The organism is Mycobacterium neumannii (assembly GCF_002245615.1).
In the GTDB taxonomy this organism is placed as follows: Bacteria; Actinomycetota; Actinomycetes; order Mycobacteriales; family Mycobacteriaceae; genus Mycobacterium; species Mycobacterium neumannii_A.
Genome location: NZ_NKCO01000005.1, coordinates 163268 through 189790, shown reverse-complemented (window position 1 = coordinate 189790; position 26523 = coordinate 163268). Strand labels below are relative to the sequence as shown.

28 protein-coding genes are annotated in these 26523 nt (G+C 68.3%); 11 read left to right on the top strand and 17 right to left on the bottom strand.

Translation table 11 applies throughout. From position 1 onward, the window contains the following. The first annotated feature begins 197 nt into the window (after nt 1-197). Together CEX88_RS09125 and CEX88_RS09120 are read left to right on the top strand one after the other, a co-directional pair. Nucleotides 198-2525 carry a DEAD/DEAH box helicase gene (locus CEX88_RS09125; RefSeq protein WP_094293229.1) on the top strand — a complete coding sequence of 776 codons (2328 nt, stop codon included), beginning with the start codon at nt 198-200 and terminating at the stop codon, nt 2523-2525. Between the two features lie 63 nt (nt 2526-2588). Further along, on the top strand, nt 2589-3614 hold the full coding sequence (locus tag CEX88_RS09120; protein WP_094293228.1) for a PAS domain-containing protein: 1026 nt from the start codon (nt 2589-2591) through the stop codon (nt 3612-3614). On the opposite strand, the gene CEX88_RS09115 is transcribed toward CEX88_RS09120, so the two are convergent. The 7 genes from CEX88_RS09115 to ssd are packed head-to-tail and all read right to left on the bottom strand — an operon-like array spanning nt 3611 to nt 8064. After that, nucleotides 3611-3964 (bottom strand): Rv3654c family TadE-like protein, encoded by a 354-nt coding sequence (locus CEX88_RS09115; RefSeq protein WP_238382010.1) that lies wholly within the window; start codon nt 3962-3964, stop codon nt 3611-3613. The genes CEX88_RS09120 and CEX88_RS09115 overlap by 4 nt on opposite strands. Next, nucleotides 3954-4235 (bottom strand): TadE family type IV pilus minor pilin, encoded by a 282-nt coding sequence (locus tag CEX88_RS09110; protein ID WP_238382009.1) that lies wholly within the window; start codon nt 4233-4235, stop codon nt 3954-3956. The genes CEX88_RS09115 and CEX88_RS09110 overlap by 11 nt, the downstream gene beginning before the upstream one ends. A 41-nt stretch (nt 4236-4276) precedes the next feature. After that, nucleotides 4277-4477: a DUF4244 domain-containing protein gene (locus tag CEX88_RS09105; protein ID WP_066847236.1), complete on the bottom strand. Its 201-nt coding sequence runs from the start codon at nt 4475-4477 to the stop codon at nt 4277-4279. Between the two features lie 26 nt (nt 4478-4503). Next, nucleotides 4504-5073, bottom strand: a complete 570-nt coding sequence (locus CEX88_RS09100; protein ID WP_094293274.1) for a type II secretion system F family protein — start codon at nt 5071-5073, stop codon at nt 4504-4506. Beyond that, nucleotides 5070-5843, bottom strand: coding sequence for a type II secretion system F family protein (locus tag CEX88_RS09095; RefSeq protein ID WP_066847065.1), 774 nt, complete (start codon nt 5841-5843; stop codon nt 5070-5072). The genes CEX88_RS09100 and CEX88_RS09095 overlap by 4 nt, the downstream gene beginning before the upstream one ends. Then, a complete protein-coding gene (locus CEX88_RS09090) occupies nt 5840-7006 on the bottom strand; it encodes a TadA family conjugal transfer-associated ATPase (RefSeq protein WP_066847062.1) in 1167 nt (388 codons plus the stop codon). Before CEX88_RS09090 ends, CEX88_RS09095 begins: the two co-directional genes overlap by 4 nt. Further along, nucleotides 7003-8064: a septum site-determining protein Ssd gene (gene ssd / locus CEX88_RS09085; protein WP_094293227.1), complete on the bottom strand. Its 1062-nt coding sequence runs from the start codon at nt 8062-8064 to the stop codon at nt 7003-7005. Before ssd ends, CEX88_RS09090 begins: the two co-directional genes overlap by 4 nt. 417 nt (nt 8065-8481) lie before the next feature. Between ssd and CEX88_RS09080 the strand changes: the two genes are divergently transcribed. After that, on the top strand, nt 8482-9339 hold the full coding sequence (locus CEX88_RS09080; RefSeq protein ID WP_094293226.1) for an HAD-IB family hydrolase: 858 nt from the start codon (nt 8482-8484) through the stop codon (nt 9337-9339). Nucleotides 9340-9786: 447 nt separating this feature from the next. Here the strand turns inward: CEX88_RS09080 and CEX88_RS09070 are convergent, their stop codons facing one another. Then, nucleotides 9787-10545 carry a Fic family protein gene (locus CEX88_RS09070; protein WP_094293225.1) on the bottom strand — a complete coding sequence of 253 codons (759 nt, stop codon included), beginning with the start codon at nt 10543-10545 and terminating at the stop codon, nt 9787-9789. 126 nt (nt 10546-10671) lie between these two features. Between CEX88_RS09070 and acs the strand changes: the two genes are divergently transcribed. Beyond that, complete coding sequence (gene acs / locus CEX88_RS09065) at nt 10672-12639, top strand: acetate--CoA ligase (protein ID WP_094293224.1); 1968 nt, start codon at nt 10672-10674, stop codon at nt 12637-12639. Between the two features lie 16 nt (nt 12640-12655). Here acs and CEX88_RS09060 read toward each other — a convergent pair whose 3' ends face one another. Next, nucleotides 12656-13324: a S1 family peptidase gene (locus CEX88_RS09060; RefSeq protein ID WP_094293273.1), complete on the bottom strand. Its 669-nt coding sequence runs from the start codon at nt 13322-13324 to the stop codon at nt 12656-12658. Nucleotides 13325-13557: 233 nt separating this feature from the next. Between CEX88_RS09060 and CEX88_RS09055 the strand changes: the two genes are divergently transcribed. Continuing rightward, nucleotides 13558-14067, top strand: coding sequence for a phage holin family protein (locus tag CEX88_RS09055; RefSeq protein ID WP_064399325.1), 510 nt, complete (start codon nt 13558-13560; stop codon nt 14065-14067). Continuing rightward, on the top strand, nt 14068-15009 hold the full coding sequence (locus tag CEX88_RS09050) for an alpha/beta fold hydrolase (RefSeq protein WP_094293223.1): 942 nt from the start codon (nt 14068-14070) through the stop codon (nt 15007-15009). Here CEX88_RS09050 and marP read toward each other — a convergent pair. From marP to nth, 4 genes are read right to left on the bottom strand one after another with little or no spacing between them, the layout of a single operon-like run. Beyond that, nucleotides 15006-16193: an acid resistance serine protease MarP gene (gene marP, locus CEX88_RS09045; protein ID WP_066810241.1), complete on the bottom strand. Its 1188-nt coding sequence runs from the start codon at nt 16191-16193 to the stop codon at nt 15006-15008. The genes CEX88_RS09050 and marP overlap by 4 nt on opposite strands. Then, on the bottom strand, nt 16190-16936 hold the full coding sequence (locus tag CEX88_RS09040; protein ID WP_094293272.1) for an NUDIX hydrolase: 747 nt from the start codon (nt 16934-16936) through the stop codon (nt 16190-16192). The genes marP and CEX88_RS09040 overlap by 4 nt, the downstream gene beginning before the upstream one ends. 26 nt (nt 16937-16962) lie before the next feature. Next, nucleotides 16963-17622 (bottom strand): TlpA family protein disulfide reductase, encoded by a 660-nt coding sequence (locus CEX88_RS09035; RefSeq protein WP_094293222.1) that lies wholly within the window; start codon nt 17620-17622, stop codon nt 16963-16965. Nucleotides 17623-17644: 22 nt separating this feature from the next. Then, nucleotides 17645-18325: an endonuclease III gene (gene nth / locus CEX88_RS09030; protein ID WP_202931429.1), complete on the bottom strand. Its 681-nt coding sequence runs from the start codon at nt 18323-18325 to the stop codon at nt 17645-17647. A gap of 270 nt (nt 18326-18595) precedes the next feature. On the opposite strand from nth, the gene CEX88_RS09025 reads away from it, so the two are divergent. Both CEX88_RS09025 and crp read left to right on the top strand, forming a co-directional pair. Next, the gene (locus CEX88_RS09025) at nt 18596-18889 is read left to right on the top strand and encodes a hypothetical protein (RefSeq protein ID WP_066847225.1); all 294 of its coding nucleotides are present in this window, start codon (nt 18596-18598) and stop codon (nt 18887-18889) included. A gap of 88 nt (nt 18890-18977) precedes the next feature. Next, nucleotides 18978-19652, top strand: coding sequence for a cAMP-activated global transcriptional regulator CRP (gene crp / locus CEX88_RS09020; protein ID WP_064347819.1), 675 nt, complete (start codon nt 18978-18980; stop codon nt 19650-19652). 51 nt (nt 19653-19703) lie between these two features. Here the strand turns inward: crp and CEX88_RS09015 are convergent, their stop codons facing one another. The 3 genes from CEX88_RS09015 to CEX88_RS09005 are packed head-to-tail and all read right to left on the bottom strand — an operon-like array spanning nt 19704 to nt 21090. Next, entirely contained in the window at nt 19704-20480 is a 777-nt protein-coding gene (locus CEX88_RS09015; protein ID WP_094293219.1) for an MBL fold metallo-hydrolase, read from the bottom strand. Beyond that, the gene (locus CEX88_RS09010) at nt 20477-20932 is read right to left on the bottom strand and encodes a RidA family protein (protein ID WP_094293218.1); all 456 of its coding nucleotides are present in this window, start codon (nt 20930-20932) and stop codon (nt 20477-20479) included. Before CEX88_RS09010 ends, CEX88_RS09015 begins: the two co-directional genes overlap by 4 nt. Then, on the bottom strand, nt 20929-21090 hold the full coding sequence (locus tag CEX88_RS09005; RefSeq protein WP_094288127.1) for a Sp36 family protein: 162 nt from the start codon (nt 21088-21090) through the stop codon (nt 20929-20931). Before CEX88_RS09005 ends, CEX88_RS09010 begins: the two co-directional genes overlap by 4 nt. Nucleotides 21091-21166: 76 nt before the next feature. Here CEX88_RS09005 and bagA point away from each other — a divergent pair, with 76 nt between their 5' ends. Continuing rightward, a complete protein-coding gene (gene bagA, locus CEX88_RS09000; RefSeq protein ID WP_094293217.1) occupies nt 21167-22186 on the top strand; it encodes an ATPase BagA in 1020 nt (339 codons plus the stop codon). A 31-nt stretch (nt 22187-22217) separates the two neighbouring features. After that, nucleotides 22218-23345, top strand: a complete 1128-nt coding sequence (bagB, locus tag CEX88_RS08995) for an ATPase BagB (protein ID WP_064425375.1) — start codon at nt 22218-22220, stop codon at nt 23343-23345. Between the two features lie 21 nt (nt 23346-23366). Here the strand turns inward: bagB and CEX88_RS08990 are convergent, their stop codons facing one another. Beyond that, nucleotides 23367-23723: a WhiB family transcriptional regulator gene (locus CEX88_RS08990; RefSeq protein WP_066847020.1), complete on the bottom strand. Its 357-nt coding sequence runs from the start codon at nt 23721-23723 to the stop codon at nt 23367-23369. A gap of 295 nt (nt 23724-24018) precedes the next feature. Between CEX88_RS08990 and ponA2 the strand changes: the two genes are divergently transcribed. Next, nucleotides 24019-26481 carry a transglycosylase/D,D-transpeptidase PonA2 gene (gene ponA2 / locus CEX88_RS08985; RefSeq protein ID WP_094293216.1) on the top strand — a complete coding sequence of 821 codons (2463 nt, stop codon included), beginning with the start codon at nt 24019-24021 and terminating at the stop codon, nt 26479-26481. Nucleotides 26482-26523: the final 42 nt, after the last annotated feature.

Genomic DNA, 26523 nt, shown 5'->3' with positions numbered 1-26523 from the left:
TCGTGGAAGCTCGGAACTCAACCCGACCTACAACCCTCGCAGGAACCGCGATCGCAACGTCGATCCTGCGAGTGCTAATACACGAACACAGAAGCTGCGACCGCGATAAGTCAATCACGTTCGTGGCTGCGGCGACAGTCTCGGCGTTTCAAATGGGGAACAATTCGCCTAAAGAGGTGTATCGGGAAGGATGATCGATGGCTGATTTCGGCCGCGAGCTGCTCGCGTGCGCGGTCGAAGGCACGGTTGCAGGCGGCCCGAATCCGCTGCGCCACGTCGCAGACATCCCACCGCGCCGAGGTCGCCCGATGGGGTGGCCGTGTTGGGCCGACCCAGATGTGGTGCGGGCGTTCGTTGATCGGGGCATCGAGGCCCCGTGGTCACATCAACTCGCCGCCGCCGACCTCGCACACGGTGGACGCCATGTCGTACTGTGCACCGGCACGGCGTCGGGCAAGTCGCTTGCCTACCAGTTGCCGATATTGACAGACCTGAAAGCGAATCCGCGGTCGCGCGCGCTGTATCTTTCGCCGACCAAAGCGCTCGGCCACGACCAACTCCGGTCGGCGGTCGCGCTCACCGAGGCGGTGGGGTTGTCCGACGTCGCACCGTGCGCCTACGACGGCGACAGCCACAGCGACGTGCGCCGGTTCGCGCGGGAACGGTCGCGCTGGATCTTCTCCAACCCCGACATGATCCATCTGTCACTGCTGCGCAACCACGCCCGGTGGGCGGTGTTCCTGCGCAACCTGAGCTACATCGTCGTCGACGAATGCCATTACTATCGCGGCATTTTTGGCTCGAACGTGGCTCTTGTGCTGCGTCGGCTTCTGCGGCTGTGCGCCCGATACTCGCCGAGCGGCGGGGTGCCGACCGTGGTCTTCGCCAGCGCCACGACGGCCTCGCCGGCTCAGACCGCCTCCGAGCTGATCGGCCAAACGGTCGCCGAGGTCACCGAGGACGGGTCACCGCAGGGCGCCCGCACCGTGGCGCTGTGGGAACCTCCGCTGCTTGACGATCTGGTGGGTGAAAACGGAGCCCCGGTAAGGCGTTCGGCGGGAGCCGAAGCCGCCAGCGTGATGGCCGACCTGGTCGCCGAAGGCGCCCGAATGTTGACGTTCGTGCGGTCACGGCGCGGCGCCGAGCTGACCGCGTTGGGGGCGCGGGCCCGATTACAGGAAAGGGCGCCCGATCTCGCCGACCGGGTGGCTTCGTATCGCGCCGGTTATCTGTCGGAAGACCGCCGCGCGCTCGAGCGCGCGCTGACCGACGGCGAACTGCGGGGGCTGGCGACGACGAACGCGTTGGAGTTGGGTGTCGACATCGCCGGCCTGGACGCCGTTGTCCTCGCCGGGTTTCCGGGCACCGTGACATCGTTCTGGCAACAGGCGGGCCGCTCGGGGCGGCGCGGTCAGGGCGCGCTGATCGTGCTGATCGCCCGCGACGATCCACTCGACACCTACCTGGTACACCACCCGTCGGCGCTGCTGGACAAGCCGATCGAGCGCGTCGTCATCGACCCGACCAACCCGTATGTGCTTGGGCCACAACTGCTCTGTGCGGCCGCCGAACTTCCGCTCACCGACGCCGAGGTGCGGGTGTGGAACGCCGAGGACGTGGCTGCGGCGCTCGTCGACGACGGACTGCTGCGGCGACGGGCCAACGGGTACTTCCCCACACCCGGCATGGACCCGCATCCGGCTGTCGATATTCGCGGCTCGTCCGGCGGTCAGATCGCGATCCTGGAGGCCGGCACGGGACGCATGCTCGGGAACACCGGGGCGGGCCAAGCGCCCTCTTCTGTCCATCCCGGAGCGGTGTATCTGCACCAGGGCGAGACCTATGTCGTAGACTCCCTCGACTTCGAAGACGGCGTGGCCTTCGTGCACGCCGACGATCCCGGTTACACCACCACCGCGCGGGAGGTCACCGACATCGCAGTCACCGGGCACGGTGAGCGAAAGACGTTCGGCGCGGTCACCATTGGGCTCGTCCCGGTTTCGGTGAGCAATACGGTGACCGGTTATCTGCGCAGGCGCCTGACGGGTGAAGTGATCGACTTCGTCGAACTCGAGATGCCCACCCGCACACTGGACACCATGGCCGTGATGTGCACGATCACACCAGAGGCGTTACAGCACAACGGCATCGATTTGCTGCGGGTGCCCGGTGCGCTGCATGCCGCAGAGCACGCCGCGATCGGCCTGCTGCCGTTGGTCGCCAGCTGCGATCGCGGCGACATCGGCGGTGTGTCAACGGCGGTCGGGCCCGTGCAGGGGCTGCCGACGATCTTCGTGTACGACGGCTACCCGGGCGGTGCGGGTTTCGCCGACCGTGGTTATCACCGGCTCACCACCTGGTGGGCCGCGACGGCCGATGCGATCGAGGCGTGTGAGTGTCCGGCGGGCTGCCCGTCGTGCGTGCAGTCGCCCAAGTGCGGCAACGGGAACGATCCGCTGGACAAGGCGGGTGCGGTGCGGGTGCTGCGGTTGGTTCTGCGCGAGATATCCCAACGCTCAAGCTGAGGGTGTCGCAACCGCTGGCGCAGCACACCGAATGGCGGGCACGCGCGCCGGTAAGGTAGCCCCATGACCCACGACTGGCTGCTCGTGGAGACGCTGGGCAGCGAGCCCGCGGTGGTCGCGCAGGGCCGTCGGACCCAGAACCTGATCCCGATCAGTGGATTCCTTCGGCGCAATCCGCATCTGATGGCGGTCCAGACGGCGATCGGCGAAACGGTGCGCGCGCATCAGGGCTTGAGCAGCATCACCCCGAAGAACGACCGTGTCATCCGCACGGAGGTCGTGCAGATGACCGACGGTCGGATACACGGCGTACACGTGTGGATCGGGCCGCCCGATATGGAACCCCCGGAGCGCCCGGTGCCCGGACCGCTGGTCTGGGACCTCGACACCGGCATTGCCACCGCGACCCCGGAATCGCTGGCCAACAGCGGGTGGGAAGCGCCTCAGGAACCGACCCATAACCGCACTTTCGCCGACGACCTGCCCATGCGTGAACTCAACCCCAGCGAAGCCAAGGTGTTGACCATGGCGATCAAACGCGAGCCGGGCGCCGCGTTCTGCAGCACGTGGGACGTCACCGACCACCGCGGCGAGGCGATCAGCGTCGGGTTCGTGACGCGGGCAGTGCTGGAATCCGATGACGACGGACCGGATCGGCTGCTGTGCCGAGCGATGAACTGGCGCAGCGAACGGGAGCAAAAGCACCCGGAGCAGGATCACCTCGCCCAGCGGATCCTCAACGGACTGGCCCAGCCTGGTGTGCACCGCGCCTTGGTGGATCCGACGAACTGGACCCTGTTGAAGTGGCTCGACGACCCGGCCCCGTTCTTCGACTGGCGGGTCAGCCTGGCGGGCGAACACGCGGTGCATCCCGACGACCGCGCCGAGATGGAGCAAATGGCCGTGGATTTCAGGACCGGTATCGCGTCCGGTGTACTGCGGATGACCGGTGTCGGCGGCCAGGAGTGGGCACCGGTCCATGTGACGGTGAACCGGGTCGAACTCGACGACGACGTGTATGCCGCGCTGGCGACGCTGCGCCGCGCCAATGACACCGAGATCGCCGAAGCGGGCCGACGCGATTCCTAGGTGCTGACATCGGCCGGGCCCGCGCGGGCCACCGCACGCGCAACGCCCACACCGAAGCGGCCCAAGGTGACAGGGACATCAACGGCGACAACGATATCGAGTTCGTCGACCTCGCACCGCGCCATCTCGGTGTCCATGCCATCGGTGACCGCGGCCGCCCACGAGCACGCTTGATCGCCACCGGCGGCAATCCGGTGGGCGGCGGCCAGCGCGCCCAGGTCTGCGGCCGCCTGTGCGCGGTGCCGCGCCGCCACCGCCACACCGAGACAAGCGGCACCGATAGCGATCGTCACCACGATCGCGATCATCGCAGCGGCGATGAGGGTGGCCGAACCCTGCTCAGCCCGCACCCGGTTCCACCGCCGCCACTGCGCGCGCCTCGACGGTGAATCCGGGCGGTATCGGTGACCGCGCGCGCACGGTGGCGGTGACGAACTGTCCCTCGCGGCGGGTGACGACGGTGGCTCCCTCGGGGGCGAGATCGCGCGCCGCAGCACTACCGTCGTGGCCGCGGGCGGCAAGGCGCGCGGCCTCGCGCGCGGCGTCGACACACCTGATGTGCATCGACACCGCCGTGAGCCCGCCCAGACACAAGACGAGGATCGCGACCAGCGCTGCCACCGCGAACGCCGCTTCGATCGTGGCGCCGCCACGTTCACCGGTCAGACGTTGGTGTTGAGGGCGCGGCTGATGATGTTGGTCAACGCGCTGACGATCGAGTCGCCGGTGACGACCGTGTAGAGGATCGCGCCGAACGCGGCGGCCGCGATGGTGCCGATCGCATACTCGACGGTCGACATTCCCTCGTCGGCGACGATCAGCATCGTCAGCCGCGTCTGAAGCGCTCGAATCCTGTTGCCCATCACCTTTTCTCCCCACTCGTTGTCCTTCACAGAATCCCCGACTGCAGCACGTCTGAGGCCAGCCCCGCGACGACCGGGATGACGCCCAGGCAGAAGAACGCCGGCAGGTAGCACACCCCCAGCGGGCCTGCGATCAAGACGGAGGCGCGTTCGGCCGCGGCGCGCGCGGTGTCTGCCGCGTCGTCGCGCGACCGGCTTGCCAACGCGCTGACCCCTTGGGCGAGTGCGGTTCCCGAGGACGCCGACCGTCGTGCCAGCCGCAACAACGCATCGACGCTGCGATCGCCCTCGGGTGCAGTGGCCCACGCGGTCGCAGGGTCGGCGCCCAGGGCAAGCAGATCCGCGGCACGGACCAACACTCGGGCCACCGTCGGCGGTGCCGAGGGCGCCGCGGCTGACGCGGCGCCGGCCACCGCCATACCCGAATGGAGGCAGGCCGCCAGCACGTCGAGCGCCGAGGCGAACGCCAGAGGATCGTTCGCCCGGACTTTGTGGTGTGACTTCGGATTTGGGCTGTGGGCAGTCCGCACACGGGCTCGGCCATCGGTGCCTGCGAGAAGCACAGCGATCGCGAGAAGCAGCGCGGCAAGCGTCATCGGACCACCCCGCCGGTGATCCGGTCCGACCACACCAACCCCAGACATGTCAGTGCCGCACCGATGGCCAGGAGCCATTGGCCCGTCGACAACAGGAATCGCAGCGGTTGGGCGCCGATCATCTCGCCGAGTCCGATGCCCAGCAACGGCAGGACGGCGAGCACGGTGGCGGTGGTCCGCGCACCGGCCATACCCGCGCTCACCTGAGTCGAGAACCGCTCCCGCGCAACGATATCGCGGTGTGCGGTGTGCATCAGCGCGGCGATGGCGAGGCCGTGCGACTGAGCCAGATTCCAGCAGACGGCGAGCCGCTGCCAATACGTCGGCAGCGCCGACCGCCGTGCCACGCTGAGCATCCCGGCCGCGACATCGCCTCCCATCCGCGCCCTGGCCGCCACCGTGCGCAGTGCTGCCGCGACGGCACCGTCGGCCTCGTTGGCTGCCGTGTCGAACGCGGTCACCGGATGGGCGCCGATCCGCAGTTCCCCGACCAGTACGTCGAGCGCACCCTCCAGTGCCGCGGCTTCCTTCGTCCGCTGCCGCTCTCTGCGCCGGCGCCGGCTGCGGGTTTCGACGGTGGCGGCCGCGATCACCGCGGCCGCTACGACACCGAGCGGCGCAACGGCCATCAGGGCGACCAGGACGGCGACCAGCCATAGAGGCGACGGGAGCCGTAGCGCCCGGCGGCGTGAGCGTGCCACCGGGGTGCGCCGCCGCGGAGCTGGTGCGGTGAGAAGCGCCAGCGCGAGAGCCAGCGCAGCGACGCTCACGAGCCACCTCGCTCACGGATCAGATCGTCGAGCCGCTGTGCGCCAGGGCCGAAGCCGTGCCCGAGACGCCACGCTGTGGAGGCTTGGACCGGGCCCTCGGCCCCGGCGGTCAACACCGCGATCTCGGCGAGTCGGCGCAGGCCCGCCCGGTCGCGGCCGACGTGGATCACCACTTGCACAGCGGCGCCGAGTTGGCTGTGCAACGCGGCCCGGTCGAGCCCACCGAGCGCGGCCAGCGCCTCGAGGCGCGCGGGCACCTCCGTCGGGCTGTTGGCGTGCACGGTTCCGGCGCCACCATCGTGACCGGTGTTCAGCGCGCCGAGCAGATCGACGACCTCGGCGCCGCGTACCTCACCGACGACGATGCGGTCGGGCCTCATCCGGAGCGCCTGCCTCACCAGGTCCCGCACCGCCACCTCGCCCGCGCCTTCGACGTTGGCGCAGCGCGCCACCAGCTTCACCAGATGCGGATGAGGCGGTGCGAGTTCCGAGGCGTCCTCGACGCAGATGATGCGTTCGATCGAGGGAACCGCACCGAGCAGGGCGGCCAACAGGGTGGTCTTGCCCGCCCCGGTGCCTCCCGAGACCAGGAACGCCAGCCGTGCACGCACGACGCCGTCGAGGAGGGTGGCCGCGGCCGGTTCGATCGCGCCGGTGGCGGTCAGCGACGCCAAGTCCTGCGTCGCGGGCCGTAGCACCCGCAGCGACAGACACGTTCCCGCGGAAGCGATCGGCGGCAGGACCGCGTGCAGGCGCACCGTGAACGCGCCGGTGCCGAGCCCGGTCAACTGGCCGTCGACCCATGGCTGCGCCTCGTCGAGGCGACGTCCGGCGGCGAGCGCCAACCGCTGTGCGAGCCTGCGCACGGAGCTCTCGTCGGGAAAGCGAATTCCGGTGCGGCGCAACCCGTTGCCGTCATCCACCCACACCGCGTCGGGCGCCGTGACCAGAACATCGGTGGTCCCGTCGGCCGACAGCAACGGTTCGAGCACGCCCGCCCCGGTCAGCTCGGTCTCCAACAGGCGTAGCCCGCTGAGCACTTCGCTGTCGCCGAGCACTCCACCGGACTCCGCGCGAATCGCCGCGGCCACGACCGTCGGCCGCAGCGGTGCTGATTCGGTCGCGAGCCGCTCGCGCACTCGGTCGATCAACGAGTCGCTCATGCGGCGACCGCCGGGTGCTGCTGCAGAATCGTCAACACCTTGCGCGCCGCGCGGCCAAGCGGCGACCGACGGCCGATCCGCAGTCCGCCCCGCTCGAGGGTGACCGCCATACCGGGTTGCGGACGCATCCCCGCCAGCAGAGGCAACCCGACGATCTCGGCGACCTCCGCCGACCGCAGCCCGCCCGGTGCCGGACCGCGCACGACCACACCCGAGTTCGGATTGAGCGTCGACACCCACCGGGCGACCGTGTCGGCCGCCGCGCAGGACCGTACGTCGGCAGGTGTCACGACGACGGCGAGATCGGCGGAGGCCAGGGCGGTCTCGGCTGCCGCGGTCGACCGCCTCGGAACGTCGCAAACGACGGTCGCACCCCCGCGACTGCCCGCGTCGATCACGGCACCGAGCGGTACCGGGTCCACGTCGCAGCCGGCGCGGCTGCCGGACAGCACGGTGACGCCCCGTACCCGGGGCAACGCATCCCGCAGCGCCGCGTAGTTCAACCGTCCGCCCTGCAGACGCAGATCCGGCCAGCGCAGCCCGGATTCGGCTTCACCGCCCACGACGAGATCGATCCCGCCGCTCCACGGGTCGACGTCGATCAACAACGCCTCGGGTGCGGTCAGCGCCAGCGCGGTCGCGAAGACCGATGCGCCTGCGCCACCGCGGCCGGCGATGACGGCCGCCACCGCACCGCGACGGCCCGCCTCGTGCAGCCCTTCCGCGGCCTCGGCCAACTCCGCCATCAGCTCGTCGTCCTGCTCGGGCAGGGTGAGGACCCGCTGGGCACCGACCTCGATCGCCGCCTGCCAGTCGGCTCCGCGGGGTTCGACGCGGCCCACCAAGACGACGCGGGTACGCCGCGGCAACGCGCGGGCCACGCATCGGCGGGCGCCTGTGATGTCGAGCACGACGGCGGCCGCCTCGGTCCAGACCTTGCGGCTGGAGGGCTCCGACGCGTGGACAACCGGCACACCCGCGGCCGCGCACACCCGGTCTACGTCCTCTCGAAGTGCCGGGTCGGCGATCAGCGCGAGGTATCCACTTGATGAAGCCACCCTCCAACCCTGTGGCCTGGGCGTGCGGCGACGCTACCGCCGACGCCTCGTCTGTGGATAAACGCGATCTTGTGAATGGCCCAGGTGAGAGTCCGCAAACGAAAACGGCGTTCCGCAACCAATGTGAATGGCAGCACATATCCGGATTGCGAAAGGTCCTGAAAAAGGGACGACCCCCGCCAGGGGGGGAGGAGGCGGAGGTCGTCGTGTATCAGCCCCGGGGGGTCGGGCTGATACACACCCGACATAAGCCGGGTAAGGCTCACTATACACACGCCGGTCGGCTTCGGCGCAAGTGCTGCGCACTGAGAAAAGTGGCCCAATCTGCGGAAGTGTCCTGTCTCCGACACCTGTCATAACCTGCCACTTTGTACACTCTCCCGGCGATTGTCACGCGCGGGCCCCTATGCTGGCGTCGTGAGCGCATCTGGTTCGGCGGCCGAGGCGCCGAATGCGTCCGCGACGGGCGCTCCGGCGGACGGTCCGGTCCGAACCGCCGCCTTCTTCGATCTCGATAAAACGGTCATCGCAAAAAGCAGCACTCTGGCCTTCAGCAAACCTTTTTTTGCGCAAGGACTAATGAATCGGCGGGCCGTGCTGAAGTCCACGTACGCCCAATTCCTCTTTCTCATGTCCGGCGCCGACCACGACCAGATGGACCGCATGCGCGCGTACGTCACCAACATGTGCGCCGGCTGGGACGTGGAGCAGGTGAAGTCGATCGTTGGCGAAACCCTGCATGACGTCGTCACCCCGTTGGTTTTCGCGGAGGCGGCCGAGTTGATCGCCGACCACAAACTGTGCGGCCGTGACGTGGTCATGGTGTCGGCTTCCGGGGAGGAGATCGTCGCGCCGATCGCTCGAGCGCTGGGCGCCACACACGCGATGGCCACCCGTATGGTCGTCGAGGACGGCAAATACACCGGAGAGATCGCCTTCTACTGCTACGGCGAGGGGAAGGTGGCCGCGATCCGGGAACTGGCCGCACGCGAGGGTTACGCGCTCGAGCATTCCTATGCCTACTCCGACTCGATCACCGATCTCCCGATGCTCGAGGCCGTCGGCCATCCGCACGTGGTCAATCCCGACCGCACGTTGCGCAAGGAAGCCGCGGCCCGGGGTTGGCCCGTGCTCGACTTCTCTAAACCGGTGTCGCTGCGGGATCGGATCCCGGCCCCATCAGGCGCGGCCATGGCCACCACCGCGGCGGTCGGCATCAGCGCTCTGGCCGCCGGCGCGCTGACCTATTCGCTGTTGCGGCGCTTCGCCTTCTAGCCAACTCCTCACCCGCCAACCCGGGTTCCGCGTAACGATCCGGACTAGGGCTGATTTGGCCCTTGATGTGATCGCGGTCACGGGGTACAAAGGAGTCACGGAAGCTTGGAGAGGCCAAGATCGAGTCGGAAGAGAAGGCTCGAATCTCCCGCTCCAGGCTCCCCAGCACGGAACCCGGCACCCACGCGGAGCACATGCCGCGGAATAGGCAAAAGTGTTGCGGGCCTGCGTATTTGCGAAGAGCGGACGGCTAGAGCGACCCTTTGGGTGGGGTTGCAGTCGAAGCGCATCGACAAGACGCCGAGGCCACCCACGCAACCCACCAGAGCACGCTTGGTAACCGGTCTCCGTGTTAGCGGGCGACGAGCCGAACCACGTTCGGAGCGTCGCCCGCTTCGCGTTGGCGACCGGGTGACGGCCCGTGATGGCTCCCCTTTCAGCAACGCCTCAGGACGACGGGGCCGCCTGCGCGATGGACAGCGCCTCGCGGGCGCCCTCGCGCAATGCGCGGCAGCTCAACAGGATCCACGCCGTCAGGCCGTCGGGGGTGCCGGACGAGAAGCCCCGCGCCGCCGCGTCGTAGTCACCGGAGCGGCGCATCCAGTGAACCTCCGGCACGCCGAGCCCGTGTGGATCGAGCCCGCTGGTGATCGTCACCAACCGCGACGCCGCCCGCGCCACCACGCCGTCGGCGGCGCCGAACGGGGCGAGCGTGAGCAGTTCGCCGTGCACGACGCCGGCGAGCACGGGCGCGGGCACCCGGGTCCCTCCCGTGAGGATGTCGGCGAGCAGGGTCAGCCGCGTGCCCACGTGCGCCTCCTGACGCGGGCGGCCCAACCGTTCGTCGTCGGCGATGTCCGCCGCCGCCAGCGCGTGCAGCCGGGCGATGGCCTGCAGCGGGGCCCGCTGCCAGACGCCGACCAAGGTCGTCGCCCCGCCTTCCACGGCTTCGGACACCCGAAGCGCCCCTGCCAGCACCGGGTCCGGGGTGCCGTCGTCGGACAACGCAAGCGCACCGCCGTCGAGCACCGAGGACGCTCGGGCGGCCCGCAGCGCGGCCTCGGCGGCGCTTTTCGGCCAGCCCCGCAGGTTGGTTCGGTGACGGTGTGCGCGGCCCAGCGCTTCACGGGCCTCCTCGGCGGCCTCCGCGACGCCGGGCAGGTCAGCCAGCGGCGCCAACGGGTCCTTCGCGAAGCCACCGGTCACGGCAGCACACGCTAGCCGACCGCTGACCCCGCAAGCCACGACGCTCACCGCTGCAGACGCGCCGGCGGCGGAGCGGACTGTGGCATGCCAATGTATGAGCGCGGCAAGGTGACTACCCTCACAGCTATGGCAGAGTCATCGGCGCAGCACGCTCACGGTCCATCCGTCTATCCCCCGTCTCCGGAGTTCGCCGAGCAGGCGAACGCAACCGAGGAGCTTTACCGTCAGGCCGAGAAGGACCGGTTGGCGTTCTGGGCGGAGCAGGCCAACCGGCTCGATTGGGAGACACCGTTCAACGAGGTGCTCGACTGGTCGGATGCACCGTTCGCGAAGTGGTTCGTCGGCGGAAAGCTCAACGTCGCCTACAACTGCGTGGACCGGCACGTCGAAGCCGGCCACGGCGACAGGGTGGCCCTGTACTGGGAGGGCGAACCGGTCGGCGACTCACACGCGCTGACCTACGCCCAACTCAAAGACGAGGTCTGCAAGGCCGCCAACGCGCTGACCGAACTCGGACTCCGTGCGGGGGACCGGGCCGCCATCTACATGCCGATGATTCCCGAGGCGATCGTTGCGATGCTGGCGTGCGCGCGTCTCGGGGTGCTGCACAGTGTGGTCTTCGCCGGATTCTCATCTTCGGCCCTGGCGGCCCGCATCGAGGACGCCGAGGCCAAGTTGGTCATCACCACCGACGGGCAGTACCGCCGCGGTCAGGCGGTGCCGTTGAAACCCGGCGTCGACGAAGCGGTGCAGGGCCAAGCATCCGTCGAACACGTGCTGGTGGTGGAACGCACCGGCATCGACGTGCCGTGGACCGAGGGCCGCGACATCTGGTGGCACGACATCGTCGACGCCGCCTCCACCGAACACACTCCCGAGGCGTTCGATTCCGAACATCCGCTGTTCCTGCTGTACACGTCGGGCACCACCGGCAAGCCCAAGGGCATCGTGCACACCTCCGGCGGATTTCTCACCCAGTCGTCCTACACCCACTACTACGTGTTCGACGCCAAGCCGGAAACCGACGTGTACTGGTGCACCGCCGACATCGGCTGGGTCACCGGCCACAGCTACATCGTGTTCGGCCCACTGTCCAACGGGTGCACACAGGTGGTCTACGAGGGCACTCCGAATTCGCCCAGCGAGCACCGCCACTTCGAGATCATCGAAAAGTACGGTGTGACAATCTATTACACGGCCCCGACCCTGATCCGCACCTTCATGAAGTGGGGCCGTGAGATTCCCGATGCCCACGACCTGTCCAGCTTGCGCCTGCTGGGGTCGGTGGGCGAGCCGATCAACCCGGAGGCCTGGCGGTGGTACCGCAAGGTGGTCGGCGGCGACCGGACTCCGGTGGTCGATACCTGGTGGCAGACCGAGACGGGGGCGATCATGATTTCCCCGCTGCCCGGTGTGACGGCAGCCAAGCCGGGTGCGGCGATGGCGCCACTGCCGGGTATCACCGCCAAGATCGTCGACGACGAGGGCAAGGAACTGGCGTCCGAAGCCGAAGGCGCCGAGCATGTCACCGGTTACCTCGTCCTCGATCAACCGTGGCCGGCCATGCTGCGCGGCATCTGGAAGGACCCGGAACGGTACAAGGAGACCTACTGGAAGCGGTTCGAGAAGCAGGGTTGGTACTTCGCCGGCGACGGCGCCAGGCTCGACGCCGACGGCGACATCTGGGTGCTCGGCCGCATCGATGACGTGATGAACGTTTCGGGACACCGCATTTCGACCGCGGAGGTCGAGTCGGCGTTGGTCGGGCACTCCCATGTCGCCGAGGCCGCGGTCGTCGGCGCCAGCGACGAGACCACCGGCCAGGGTATCTGCGCATTCGTCATCCTCGAGTCGCACGCCAACGACAGCGACGACATGGTGCAGGAACTTTCCGCACAGGTGGCCAAGGAGATCGGAAAGATCGCGCGGCCCAGGGAGATTCACGTCGTACCCGAACTGCCCAAGACGCGCAGCGGCAAGATCATGCGCCGGCTTCTGCGGGACGTGGCCGAAGGCCGTGAACTCGGCGACACGTCGACACTGGTCGATCCGGACGTGTTCGAGGCGATCCGCGCCAGCAAGACCGAAAGCTAGGCGAGCGCCCCGCGGATCAGGCGGCGGCGCCGACGGGGACGAAGCCCGTCCCCGGCCGGTTCTTGGCCGTGATGTCAGCCAACTGCGTGTTGAACGACATGGTCACCGCGGGGGTGTGCAGCGGGATGTACTTGATGACGCACGTCGGCAGGGCCTCGGAGAAGGCGCCGTGGATCATGCCGACCAGCCGGTTGTTGACGGTGACCGGCGCGCCCGAATCGCCGGGCTGACCACACACCTGGTTGACGATGGTGCCCGGCTCCTCGCCCGGCCCCCACGTCACGCCGCAGGAGTAGCCGGTCGTGCGGCCGAGTTTGCAGGCGATGTCGCCGGCTACCGGATCGGGGCCCAGGCCGTCGATCTGGAACCCGTCGACGTTGTTGACCGGGCGCACCTTCTGTGGATCGAACTCGATGACCGCGTAGTCCAGGGCGTCGTTGCCCGCGACCATCGTGCCCACCACGCCTGCGGCGTCGACGCCTTCGGCACTGACCTTGGCCCCGGGCCCGCCGCAGTGCGCGGAGGTGAAGCCCACGAGTCGCCCGCGGTTGTCGTTGCCGATCGCGGTGAGCGTGCACAGTGTCTCGCCGTTGACGACGAGGCCCGAGCCGCCACCCAACGAGACCGGTCCCTGAGCGTGCACTGCGGCGGACATCGAGAGGAGTACCGCTGCTGCGACGACGATGGTCGTGGCGAGACGGCACAGCCGGAGGCCGCTGGTCTTCACGTGAACGTTTCCCCTATCGACGCGCCCCGACCTGCCCTGCCACTGATCTGGCCAGTCTATCGTCGGCCGGGATCGTTTGAGCGCACGCCACATGGCAACATGAGTCGCGACCGACACCATCGCCGGCGGCGCCGGCAGTGGGTCCCATCGCCGGGGGATCCGGCGATCCGGCCTATGCGGGAGGAACCGTCGTGAGCGATCGCAGGAATGGCGCGCCGACCACCGTCACGTCGATACCGCTGGTCGACCCGCACGCGCCCAAGGCCGACCCGTCGATCGGTGACCTCGTCAAGGACGCGACCGCGCAGGTGTCCACGCTGGTGCGCGCCGAGGTCGAGTTGGCCAAGGCCGAGATCACGCGAGACGTCAAGAAGGGGCTGACCGGCAGCGTCTTCTTCGTCCTCGCGTTGGTCGTGCTGTTCTACTCGACGTTCTTTTTCTTCTTCTTCCTCGGTGAGCTGCTCGACCTGTGGCTGGTCAAGTGGGCGGCGTACCTCATCGTGTTCGGCCTGATGGTCGTCGTCACCGCCATCTTCGCGTTCCTCGGTTATCTCAAGGTGCGACGCATCCGCGGCCCGCAGAAGACGATCGAATCGGTCAAGGAGATCCCCGAGGCGCTGACGCCGGGCCACGACAGGACCAAGGAGATCGCCTCGGGCGACGGAAAGCCGGCGTCGACGGCCGACCCGTCGGGCTGGTAAGTGCCCCCACCCGCCCCGTCGGTCGTCCGCATCGACGGACCGTGGCGGCATCTGAAGGTGCACGCCAACGGAATTCGCTTCCATGTGGTCGAAGCGGAGGGTGACGCCGCTGCGGGCGCCGAGCGGCCGCTGGTGATCCTGCTGCACGGGTTCGGGTCGTTCTGGTGGTCCTGGCGCCACCAACTGCGCGGCTTGTCCGGCGCCCGGGTGGTCGCGGTCGACCTGCGCGGTTACGGTGCCAGCGACAAGCCGCCGCGAGGCTACGACGGCTGGACGCTGGCCGGTGACACCGCGGGCCTGGTGCGCGCGCTGGGCCATAAGAGCGCGACGCTGGTCGGGCATGCCGACGGCGGCCTGGTGTGCTGGGCCACCGCCGTGCTGCATCCGCGCGCCGTAAGCGCGATCGCAGTGGTCAGCTCACCGCATCCGGCGGCGCTGCGCGCTTCTGCGCTGCGCCGTCGCGACCAGGGCCGCGCGCTGCTGCCGTGGATGCTGCGGTACCAGGTGCCGATGTGGCCCGAGCGGGCGTTGACCCGCAACGACGGTGCCGAACTCGAACGCCTGGTGCGCAGCCGCGCCGGCGACAAATGGCTTGCCACCGAAGACTTCTCCGAGACCATCGCGCACATGCGCCGCGCCATTCAAATCCCCGGCGCCGCGCACTCGGCCCTCGAGTACCAGCGGTGGGCGGTGCGCAGCCAGCTACGCGGTGAGGGCAGGCGCTTCATACGCGAGATGAAGCGACCGATCAGCGTTCCGGTGCTGCACATGCGCGGTGTTGCCGACCCGTATGTACTCGCCGATCCGGTGTACCGGACGCAGCGTTACGCACCGCACGGTAGGTACGTATCCATCGACGGCGCAGCACATTTCAGCCACGAGGAGGCGCCGGACACGGTGAACGACCAGTTGTCTCGCTTCGTGGGGCAGGTCTACGGCTAGGCGACGCAGGCGCCGGTGGGCACCCGTTCGGTGTTGCCGAGCTTGGCCAGTTGCTGCGACACCTCGTTGGCGGTGAGCACGAAACCGGTGTCGGCGTCGTCGACCGCGGCACCGAACACCACGCCCAGCACCCGGCCCTCTCGGTCGATCATCGGCCCGCCCGAATTACCTTGGCGCACAGTGCCTCTGATGGTGTAGACCTCGCGCTCGACAGTGGTGGTGCGATAGATGTCGGGGCCGCTCAGCTCGATGATCTCGCGGACACGCGCCGGCGTGGCGACGAAGTTTCCGCCGCCGGGATACCCCATCACCACGGCGTCGGTACCGGTGGTGGCCGGGGTGTCGGCGAACGACAGAGGCGCCGACGGCAGGTCCGGCACGTCGAGGATCGAGATATCGGCCTGCGGGTCGTAGGACACGACGAACGCGTCGTAGGTCTGCCCGTCGGCCTCGACGGTGACGCTCTCCGATCCGGCGACCACGTGCGCGTTGGAGATCACGCGGTTGCTGGCGGCGACGAAACCGGTCCCTTCGAGAACCTTCTGGCAGCCGGGGGCGACCCCGCGGATCTTGACGACGCTGGGCCGAGCCGACGCCACGACCGGGTCGGCGGCCAGCGCGGCGTCGGGCGCGTCGACGGCGACGATCGGGGTACGCCCGAACGGTTGCAGCACGTCGGGCAGGCCGGAGGTGTCCAGCAACGCCGAGAGCCGCTTGGGCACCTCGCGCAGCCACGCAGGCGCCAGGTCGTTGACTTCCTTGAGCACCTGCGAGCCACGCACGGCCGCGGCGAGGTTCGGCTGGTCCGACGACTGCAGCGGGTACGTCAGCATCCACGCGGCCACCAGGACCGCCAAGGTTTGTATTGCCACCCCGATCAGCGAGTCGACCGTCCGCAGCGAGCGGTTGCGGATGGCGCTGCGCACCGCCCGGCCGAGCACGACGCCGGCGATCTCGCCCACGACGACCAACGCCAGGATCAAGAACAGCGTCACGAACAGCTTGGTGCGCGGCCCGTCGATGTTGGCGACCAAGTGGGGCGCCAGCAGCACCCCGGCCACGGCGCCGAGGACCACCCCGAGGAACGACAGCATCGAGCCCAGCGCGCCCGAGCGCCAGCCCGAAATGCCCGCCACGAAGGCGATGCCGAGGACAATGAGGTCCACCCACTGCGACGATGTCATGGTTGTGCATCACCGTAACCGGCGCCGCGGCCGACGAGCGCCATTGCGTCCTCCAGTTCGCGCACGTCGCCGGTATTCCACGGCTTTGCCCATCCCGCGACATCGAGCATCGCCGAGATCACCTGGCCGGTGAAACCCCACACCAGCATCTCGTTGAGCAGGAACGCCGGACCCGCATAGCGCCGCGTGTTGGCCTTGCGGTACACCATGATTCGGTTCTCGGGGTTGATGAACGCGCGCACCGGAACTCGGGCGACGTGCGCGGTCTCGGCTTCGTCGACGACACCCACGGGGCCCGGGTCCGGCGAGTAGGCCAACACCGGTACGACGTGGAACCCCGACGGCGGGATGAACAACCGCTCCATCGTGGTGAGCGGATGTAACCGCTGCCCGTCGATCCCGGTCTCCTCGTTGGCCTCGCGCAGCGCCGTCTGCACCGGGCTGTGGTCGCCGGGTTCGACGGCGCCTCCGGGAAACGCGGCCTGACCTGCGTGGTGGCGCAGGGTGCCCGCGCGCACTGTGACCAGAAGGTCGGCCTCGTCGGGCACGGCGCCGGTCGGGGAGTCGGCGGGTCCGGAGAACAACACCAGCACCGCCGCCTCCCGCGCGTCGGCCTGCGCCGGTTTTCCTTCGCTGGTGACCATCGCGAGCAGCTCGGGTGGCACTCGCCTGCGGTAGGCCCGCTTGATGTCGCCTGCGTTGTCCAGCAACGGTTTGAGCCAGGCCGGGGCGGCGTCGGGCATCAGACCGCTACCCTCGCTGACCCAGCTCACCCCGGCTCTCCCGTCCTCGCGCCGACCTGCGGCCCCACCGCTGCGGCGATCTCATCGGCGCTGGTGAAAGAGCGCGGTAGGACCTGCGCAACGCTACCGTCCGCGCGCAACACCACGGTTGCGGGCATGACGTTGGGCACCCGGAGCGCGGCGGCGATCAACCGCCTGCCGTCCTGCAGGGTGGGCAGTCGCACGCCGAGTTCGGCCAGCCGCAGCAGCGCCGCCGTCTCGTTCTCGTCCTGGTGCACGGTCAGCACGGTCACGGCCGAGCCCATGCGCTGCTGATATTCGGCCATCGCGGGGAGTTCGGCCGCGCACGGCGCACACCAGTACGCCCACAGGTTGAGCACGACGACGCGGCCGGCCAGCGCCTTGGCCACGTCGACCATCGCTCCGTCACCCGCGCACTCCAGCGTGATCCCGCGCAGTGCCTCGGGTCCCGCTCCGGCTCCCAGCGCGGGGCACGGCGGCAGGTCGGCCTCGGCCCGCGGGCCGGCCAGCGCTTCGGCGGTGTCGGCGGCACGGCGGTCGCGCGCGCTGTGTTGCGACGGCGCCCCCGTGGAGTCGGTGTCACGGTCCAACTGCGACCACAGCGCCCACCCGAGCGCCACGAGGACCACGAGCACCACGACGGTCCAACGGGTCGAGGTACTCACAGTCGTTCGGGGGACGTGTCGATTACAGGCCGGCCATAGCCAGCAGATGCTCGGTTTCGGGTCCCTTGACCAGCGGCGCGGCGATCAGCGGGTCGGTGGGCCCGATGCCGAAGGAGGGGCAGTCGTTGGCCAGCACGCAGACCCCACACGCCGGCTTGCGCGCGTGGCAGACGCGGCGGCCGTGAAAGATCACCCGATGGCTGAGGTCGGTCCACTCGCTGCGCTCGATGAGCTCACCGACCGCGTGCTCGACCTTGACCGGATCCTCTTCGGTGGTCCACCCCCAGCGGCGCACGAGCCTGCCGAAATGGGTGTCGACCGTGATGCCGGGGACGCCGAACGCGTTGCCGAGGATGACGTTGGCGGTCTTGCGGCCGACCCCCGGCAGGCTGACCAGCTCCTCCATGGTGGCCGGTACCTCGCCGTCGAACCGCTCGACGAGTTCCTGACCGAGCCGGATGAGCGAATTGGCCTTGTTGCGATAGAACCCGGTGGGCCGGATGAGCTCTTCGAGCTCGGTGCGGTCGGCCTGCGCGTAGTCCAGGGCGGTGCGATATTTCCTGAACAGCGCCGGTGTCGTCAGGTTGACCCGCTTGTCGGTGCTTTGGGCCGACAGGATCGTCGCGACGGTGAGCTCGAGCGGGTTGGTGAAGTCCAGCTCGCAGTACACGTGCGGAAATGCCTGCGCCAGCGTGCGATTCATTCGCCGCGCACGACGGACGAGCCCAATCCGCGTCTCGCCGTCCCGCTTCCGGGCGCGCTTGGGCCTATCCGCGTTCTTTGCCGACGCCTCGCTTACGGTCACGCATGCCAGGGTACTGAGACGCCCAGACAAAGCCACCTCAAAGCCACCGCGAACCGCGCTGCCGAACTGCTGCGGACCGGTGACGTTTCGTGATCCCGCTGAGACTTTCGGCGTGTTTACTTCTGCCTTGTGTCGTGGTTGCTCGTTGGCCTGATTCCGGGGTTGCTGATGGCTGCGACGCTCGGGCTGCAACGCCTGGAGGCCGGCCTGCACCAGGACACCGTCTCAGCCACCGATGTGGCGCACTTCTTCGAACAGGCCGAGCCGTTGGACGTCGACACGCTGGCGCGGGACGGAATGAGCCGCGCACTGGACGGTCTGCGCCATCGCCAGCACGTCGCTCACGCGTTCACCAGCGGGTCAGCGGCGCATTTTCGGGATACGGATCTGCCGGTACGGCCATATCCCCAGCACGGGATGAATCCGGAATTTCAGCAGACCCGACATGCCGATCGTGTGTAGCGTGGGCTGGTCACGAAATCGGGTACCTCTAGACTTATCTCGCTTACCGATAGAGGTCGGCTTCACCTAACAGCTTAAGAGGGGCAACGTGGACGAGATCCTGGCGCGGGCCGGAATCTTCCAGGGGGTCGAACCCAGCGCCGTCACCGCGCTGACCAAGCAATTGCAGCCAGTCGACTTCCCCCGTGGACACACCGTGTTCGCCGAGGGTGAGCCCGGCGATCGGCTCTACATCATCATTTCCGGCAAGGTCAAGATCGGACGCCGCTCGCCGGACGGCCGCGAGAACCTGCTCACGATCATGGGCCCGTCGGACATGTTCGGTGAGCTCTCGATCTTCGACCCCGGTCCGCGGACGTCGAGCGCGACCACCATCACCGAGGTTCGCGCGGTGTCGATGGACCGCGACGCGCTGCGGGCGTGGATCGCCGACCGCCCCGAGATCGCCGAGCAGCTGTTGCGCGTGCTCGCCCGCCGGTTGCGCCGCACCAACAACAACCTCGCCGACTTGATCTTCACCGACGTTCCCGGCCGGGTGGCCAAGCAGCTGCTTCAGCTGGCGCAGCGGTTCGGCACCCAGGAGGGCGGCGCGCTGCGGGTGACCCATGACCTCACTCAGGAGGAGATCGCCCAGCTCGTCGGCGCATCGCGGGAGACCGTCAACAAGGCGCTCGCCGATTTCGCCCATCGCGGGTGGATTCGCTTGGAAGGCAAGAGCGTTCTGATCTCCGACTCGGAACGGCTCGCGCGCCGAGCCCGATAGTGATTGTGCACATCGAGGAGCGGTGAGCGCTCCAGAATGTGCACAAATCACTCAGGTGCGCAGATAGTCGAGCTGTGCTTGGACGCTCCATTCCGCTACGTCCCATAGCTTCTCATCGACGTCGGTGTAGACGTGCTCGACGACCTGTCGCACGGTGGCGTCGTCGCCGAGCACCCGCAGCGCCGCGCGCACCTGCTCGAGCCGCTCCTCGCGGTGCGCCAGGTACATGTCGGTCACGGCTTCGAGGTTCTCCAGATCGGGCCCGTGCCCGGGCAACACGGTGCGCGGTCCGAGGCCCCGCAGCCGCTGCAGTGACTCCAGGTAGTCGGCGAGGCTGCCGTCCTCCTTGTCGATGACGGTCGTCCCGCGGCCCAGCACGGTGTCGGCCGTCAGGACCGCATCGTCGAGCAGGAACGACACCGAGTCGACGGTGTGGCCCGGGGTGGCCATCACGGTGATAAGCAGCCCCGCGGCTTCGATGACCTCGCCGTCGGTGAGCGGGCCGCCGAGGCCTCGCAGGAATCCGCTGCCCACGGAACGCACCACCGCGCCCGTGCGGTCGACGATTTTGTCGATGGCACCGGTGTGGTCCTCGTGTTTGTGGCTGATCAGCACCAACGGAATCGTTCCCAGCTCCGCGATCCGCCCGATGTGCTCGTCGTCGTCGGGCCCGGGGTCGACGACGACCATCTCGTCGCTGCCGGGGCCGCGCAACACCCAGGTGTTGGTGCCGTCCAGCGTCAACAAGCCGGGGTTGTCGCACAGCAGCACCGAGGCAGTGTCGGTGACCGGACGCAGCCGTCCGTACGCCGGATGCTCCGGCGTCACGCGACCTCCAAGATCACTTCGACCTCGACCGGGGCGTCCCTCGGCAACTCGGACACCCCAACTGCGGAGCGAGCATGCGCGCCTACCTCCCCGAACACCTCCCCGAAGAGTTCCGACGCGCCGTTGATCACACCCGGCTGACCGTGGAATCCCGGCGCGGAGGCGACGAACCCGACCACCTTGACCACGCGGGTCACCGCGTCGATGCCGACCAGCGAATGCACCGCGGCCAGCGCGTTGAGCGCGCACACCCGGGCCAGCTCGTGGGCCCGCTCGGGGGTGACCCCGCCGCCGACCTTGCCCGTGAGCACCAGTTCGCCGTCGCGAATCGGCAGCTGGCCCGCGGTGTAGACGAGGTTGCCGGTGCGCACTGCAGGCACGTAGGCCGCCAACGGCGCGACCACTGGAGGCAACTCGATGCCCAGCTCCGCCAGCCGCCCGGACGGTGTCACTTGGGACGCTTGAGGTAAGCGACGTGCTGTTCACCCGTGGGCCCCGGCAGCACAGACACCAACTCCCAGCCGTCCTCGCCCCACTGATCGAGGATCTGCTTGGTGGCGTGGGTCAGCAGCGGGACGGTGGCGTATTCCCAACGGGTCGATTCGGTCATGCGCCCGAGCTTATCGGTGACCGCTATGCGCCCGCGGATCTGCGGAGCACGGAACCGCGTTGGCTAGCATGCACGGGTGGCTTCCACTACCAATGGCGGTAGATCCGTCGGCTGGCCCTCTCGGCTGAGCAAGGCTCGACTGCACTTCGTCACCGGCAAGGGTGGCACCGGCAAATCCACGATCGCCGCATCGCTGGCGCTTGCGCTCGCGGCCGGGGGCCGCAAGGTGCTGTTGGTGGAAGTCGAAGGGCGCCAAGGCATTGCGCAGCTGTTCGACGTGCCGCCGCTGCCCTACCAGGAGGTCAAGATCGCCACCGCCGAGGGCGGCGGTCAGGTCAACGCGCTGGCCATCGACACCGAGGCCGCGTTCCTTGAATACCTCGACATGTTCTACAACCTGGGTCTGGCCGGGCGTGCGATGCGCCGGATCGGGGCCGTCGAGTTCGCGACCACGATCGCACCGGGTCTGCGCGATGTGCTGCTGACCGGCAAGATCCGCGAAATCGTGACCCGCGCCGAGAAGGGCAAACAGCCCGTCTACGACGCGGTTGTGGTCGACTCCCCGCCGACGGGTCGCATCGCGCGCTTCCTCGACGTCACCAAGGCGGTGTCGGATCTGGCCAAGGGCGGCCCGGTGCACGGCCAGGCCGAAAGCGTGGTCAAGGTGCTGCACTCCGACATGACCGCGATCCACCTGGTCACGTTGCTGGAGGCGCTGCCCATTCAGGAGACGCTGGAGGCGATCGACGAGCTCAAGGAGCTCAGCCTGCCCATTGGCAGCGTCATCGTCAACCGCGACATTCCTGCCTACTTGCCCGCCGATGCGTTGACCAAGGCGGCCGAAGGTGACATCGACGCCGACACCGTGCGAGCCGACCTCGCCGAAGCCGGAATCACGTTGTCGGACTCCGATTTCGCCGGCCTGTTGACCGAGGCGATCCAGCATGCGACCCGGATCCAGGCGCGCGCCGAAAGCGCGGAGCAACTCGACGCGTTGGACGTGGCGCGCCTGCAGCTGCCGCAGATCGTCGACGGTGTCGATCTGGGCAGCCTGTACGAACTCGCCGAAGAACTCGAACGCCAAGGGGTGCGCTGATGAACGCTCGCGCGAAGAAGGGTCGGAATTGATGAGTACGACTCCACCGGCCCTCGACTTGGGCTCGATTCTCAAGGACACGTCGAACCGCGTCGTGGTGTGCTGCGGCGCCGGAGGCGTCGGCAAGACCACCACGGCGGCGGCGATGGCGCTGCGCGCGGCGGAGTACGGCAGGACCGTCGTGGTGCTGACCATCGACCCGGCTAAGCGGCTCGCCCAGGCGCTGGGCATCAAGACGCTCGGCAACACTCCGCAGCGGGTTCCGCTGGCCCCCGAGGTGTCGGGCGAACTGCACGCGATGATGCTCGACATGCGCCGAACGTTCGACGAGATGGTCATCCAGTACTCGGGAACCCAACGGGCACAAGAGATCCTGGACAACCAGTTCTATCAGACCGTGGCCACCTCACTGGCGGGCACTCAGGAGTACATGGCCATGGAGAAGCTCGGCCAGCTCCTGGCCGAGGACCGGTGGGACCTGGTCGTCGTCGACACCCCACCGTCACGCAACGCGTTGGACTTTCTCGACGCGCCAAAGCGGTTGGGCGGCTTCATGGACAGCAGGCTGTGGAAGCTGCTGCTGGGGCCCGGACGGGGCATCGGCCGGTTGGTCACGGGGGCGATGGGCCTGGCGATGAAGGCGCTGTCCACGGTTCTGGGATCGCAAATGCTCTCGGACGCAGCGGCTTTCGTACAGTCGCTGGACTCGACGTTCGGTGGCTTCCGCGAGAAGGCCGACCGCACCTATGAGCTGCTCAAGCGGCGCGGGACGCAGTTCGTGGTGGTCTCGGCGGCCGAACCGGACGCCCTTCGCGAGGCATCGTTCTTCGTCGACCGGCTTTCCGAGGAGCACATGCCGCTGGCCGGTCTGATCCTCAACCGCACCCACCCGATGCTGTGCGATCTGCACGCCGAGAAGGCCGAGGAAGCCGCCGAGACGATCGAGAAGAGTGATCCGGAGTCGGTGACGGCAGCGGTGTTGCGGATCCACGCCGACCGGGCCATGACCGCCAAGCGTGAGATCCGGCTGCTGTCGCGCTTCACCGGAGCCAACCCGCACGTGTCGATCGTGGGCGTGCCCTCGCTGCCGTTCGACGTCTCGGACCTGGAAGCGCTGCGGGCGATCGCCGATCAGATCACCGGCGAGACCGCCGCGTAGCGAAAAAGATGCCGGCGCGGCCTAGACCGCGTTGCGATGCTTGCGCTGGGCGTTGAAGAACTCCGCCCAGGAGACGACCTCGGGGTGCTGCTTGAGCAGAGCGCGGCGCTGCCGCTCGGTCATCCCACCCCAGACTCCGAACTCCACCCGGTTGTCGAGCGCGTCGGCGCCGCACTCGAGGATCACCGGACAGTGCCGACAGATCACTGCGGCTTTGCGCTGTGCGGCCCCCCGGACGAACAGCTCATCAGGATCGGTCTGGCGGCATCGGGCTTGCGACACCCAGGCGATGCGGGCTTCGGCCTCGGCACCGTGGACGACACTGTGAGCCGACGACGTCATCGCGGTCCTGCGCGCCGCGGGCTTAGTAGCTGACACCAGAGTTCCCTCCGTTCCAACCGCCTCCGGCCACCTCCGGTGCGGCGCACTCCCTGGTAGTAGAACGCTGATGCGATCTACGCCACATTGCGAGGGGTCAGTGTGACCTGTATCGCACTGTCCGACCAAATTAGATGGTCAAAGCCGTTCTGCGCAATACATGAAAACCCTCTATTTTGGGACGCCCGTGCCGTCAGGGTGCAAAATTGACGTCCGCGCCCGCCGAAGCGGACGTTTCGGCACTGTGATCGACCGCGGGACGTTGCCGTTTTGCGACGTCGTTAGTCTGTAGGGCATGCCGGACAGTCCGCCGAGTGGACCGCCGACCCCGCCTCCGCGGACGGTGACGGTGATCAAGCTCGCCTGGTGCGTTCTGCTGGCCAGCGTGATCACCGCGGCGTTGATGTTTCCGGTCGTCGGTGGCTTCGGCCTGGTGTCCAACCGGGCCTCCGATGTGGTTGCCAACGGTTCGGCCCAACTCGTCGAGGGTGAGGTGCCGCAGGTGTCGACGATGGTCGACGCCAAGGGCAACGTGATCGCCTGGCTCTACAATCAGCGCCGCTTCGAGGTGCCCACCGACCAGATCGCCAACACGATGAAGCTGGCGATCGTCTCGATCGAGGACAAACGGTTCGCCGAACACAACGGCGTCGACTGGCAGGGCACGCTCACCGGCCTGTCCGGTTACCTGTCGGGCAATCTGGACACGCGCGGCGGTTCGACGATCGAGCAGCAGTACGTCAAGAACTATCAACTGCTGGTCGTCGCCCAGACCGACGCCGAGAAGCGCGCCGCCATCGAGACCACGCCGGCCCGCAAGCTGCGCGAGATCCGGATGGCGCTGACGCTGGACAAGACGTTCACCAAACCCGAGATCCTGACCCGCTATCTGAACCTGGTGTCGTTCGGCAACGGCGCCTTTGGTGTGCAGGACGCCGCGCAGACGTACTTCGGGGTCAACGCGTCGGAGTTGAACTGGCAGCAGGCCGCTCTGCTGGCGGGCATGGTCCAGTCGACCAGCACGCTGAACCCCTACACCAACCCCGAGGGTGCGCTGGCACGGCGAAACCTGGTGCTGGACACCATGATTCAGAACATCCCCGAGGAGGCTGAGGCGTTGCGGGCGGCCAAGGAGGAACCGCTGGGTGTCCTGCCGCAGCCCAAGGAACTGCCGCGCGGCTGTATCGCCGCCGGCGACCGCGCGTTCTTCTGCGACTACGTGCTCGAATACCTGGCGCGCGCAGGCATCAGCAAGGAACAGGTCGCCAGGGGCGGATACCTGATCAGGACCACCCTCGACCCCGACGTCCAGGGTCCGGTGAAGGCGGCGGTCAACCAGTTCGCGGCCCCTGACCTCGACGGCGTGGCCAGCGTGATGAGCGTGATCAAGCCGGGCAAGGAATCGCATCCCGTGCTGGCGATGGCCAGCAGCCGCACCTACGGGCTCAACCTCGACGCCGGTGAGACCATGCAGCCGCAGCCGTTCTCCCTGGTGGGCGACGGTGCCGGGTCGACGTTCAAGCTATTCACCACCGCGGCGGCCTTGGAGATGGGGATGGGCATCAACGCCCAGCTCGACGTGCCCGCACAGTTCCAGGCCAAGGGCCTGGGCAGCAGCGACACCCCGGGTTGCCCGGCCGCGACGTGGTGTGTGAAGAACGCGGGCGGTTACCGCGGCACCATGAACATCACCGACGCGTTGGCCACCTCGCCCAACACCGCCTTCGCCAAGCTGATCTCGCAGGTCGGCGTGCAGCGCAGCGTGGACATGGCGGTTCGGCTAGGACTGCGCTCCTACGCGCTGCCGGGTACCGCGCGCGACTACGACCCGGACAGCAACGAGAGCCTGGCCGACTTCATCAAGCGGCAGAACCTCGGCTCGTTCGTGCTGGGACCGATCGAGATCAACGCGCTCGAGTTCTCCAACGTCGGAGCGACGCTGGCCTCCGGCGGCGTGTGGTGCCCGCCGAATCCGATCGCCCAGGTCATCGACCGGAACGGCGAGGAGGTCTCGGTCACCACAGAGACCTGCGAGCAGGCGGTGCCCGAGGGCCTGGCGAACACGCTGGCCAACGCCATGAGCAAGGACGACGAGGGGGCGGGCACCGCCGCGGGAGCGGCCGGTTCGGTCGGATGGGACCTGCCGATGTCGGGTAAGACCGGCACCACCGAGGCCCACCGCTCGTCGGCCTTCCTCGGCTTCACCAACACACTCGCCGCCGGGAACTACATCTACGACGATTCCACCGCACCCGGTGAACTGTGCTCGTTCCCGCTGCGAAAGTGCGGGTACGGCAACCTGTACGGCGGTAACGAACCGGCCAGGACGTGGTTCGCCGCGATGAAACCGATCGCCAACAACTTCGGCGAGGTCCGACTGCCCCCGACCGATCCTCGGTACGTCGAGGGCGGCCCGGGCTCGCGGGTGCCCAGCGTTTCCGGCCTGACCGAGAGCGCGGCCCGACAGCGGTTGCGTGACTCCGGCTTCCAGGTCGCCGACCAGGCGTCGTCGGTGAACAGCAATGCGCCGCGCGGCTCCGTGGTCGGCACGACCCCGGGCGGTCAGACGGTGCCGGGGTCGATCATCACGATCCAGGTCTCCAACGGCATTCCGCCGGCTCCGCCGCCGCCTCCGCCCGGCGCGATACCCGGCCTACCGGCGCCGGTCGGCCAGACGGTGGTCGAGATTCCCGGCCTACCGCCGATCACCGTGCCGATACTCGGGCCCCCTCCGCCTGCGCCACCGCCTCCACCGTGATCGACGTGCAATTGCCCACGCCCGAGCGGTCGAGAGCGCTTC

Excerpts from the sequence above, each read along its gene's own strand:
- marP (WP_066810241.1), bottom strand. The coding sequence starts at position 16,193 with ATGACATCGTCGCAGTGGGTGGACCTCATTGTCCTCGGCATCGCCTTC.
- bagB (WP_064425375.1), top strand. The coding sequence starts at position 22,218 with ATGAGTACGACTCCACCGGCCCTCGACTTGGGCTCGATTCTCAAGGAC.
- acs (WP_094293224.1), top strand. The coding sequence starts at position 10,672 with ATGGCAGAGTCATCGGCGCAGCACGCTCACGGTCCATCCGTCTATCCC.
- CEX88_RS09125 (WP_094293229.1), top strand. The coding sequence starts at position 198 with ATGGCTGATTTCGGCCGCGAGCTGCTCGCGTGCGCGGTCGAAGGCACG.
- nth (WP_202931429.1), bottom strand. The coding sequence starts at position 18,325 with ATGAATCGCACGCTGGCGCAGGCATTTCCGCACGTGTACTGCGAGCTG.
- CEX88_RS09120 (WP_094293228.1), top strand. The coding sequence starts at position 2,589 with ATGACCCACGACTGGCTGCTCGTGGAGACGCTGGGCAGCGAGCCCGCG.
- CEX88_RS09105 (WP_066847236.1), bottom strand. The coding sequence starts at position 4,477 with ATGGGCAACAGGATTCGAGCGCTTCAGACGCGGCTGACGATGCTGATC.
- ponA2 (WP_094293216.1), top strand. The coding sequence starts at position 24,019 with ATGCCGGACAGTCCGCCGAGTGGACCGCCGACCCCGCCTCCGCGGACG.
- CEX88_RS09090 (WP_066847062.1), bottom strand. The coding sequence starts at position 7,006 with ATGAGCGACTCGTTGATCGACCGAGTGCGCGAGCGGCTCGCGACCGAA.
- CEX88_RS09005 (WP_094288127.1), bottom strand. The coding sequence starts at position 21,090 with ATGACCGAATCGACCCGTTGGGAATACGCCACCGTCCCGCTGCTGACC.
- CEX88_RS09100 (WP_094293274.1), bottom strand. The coding sequence starts at position 5,073 with ATGACGCTTGCCGCGCTGCTTCTCGCGATCGCTGTGCTTCTCGCAGGC.
- CEX88_RS09025 (WP_066847225.1), top strand. The coding sequence starts at position 18,596 with ATGGCTGCGACGCTCGGGCTGCAACGCCTGGAGGCCGGCCTGCACCAG.
- CEX88_RS09040 (WP_094293272.1), bottom strand. The coding sequence starts at position 16,936 with ATGCCCGACGCCGCCCCGGCCTGGCTCAAACCGTTGCTGGACAACGCA.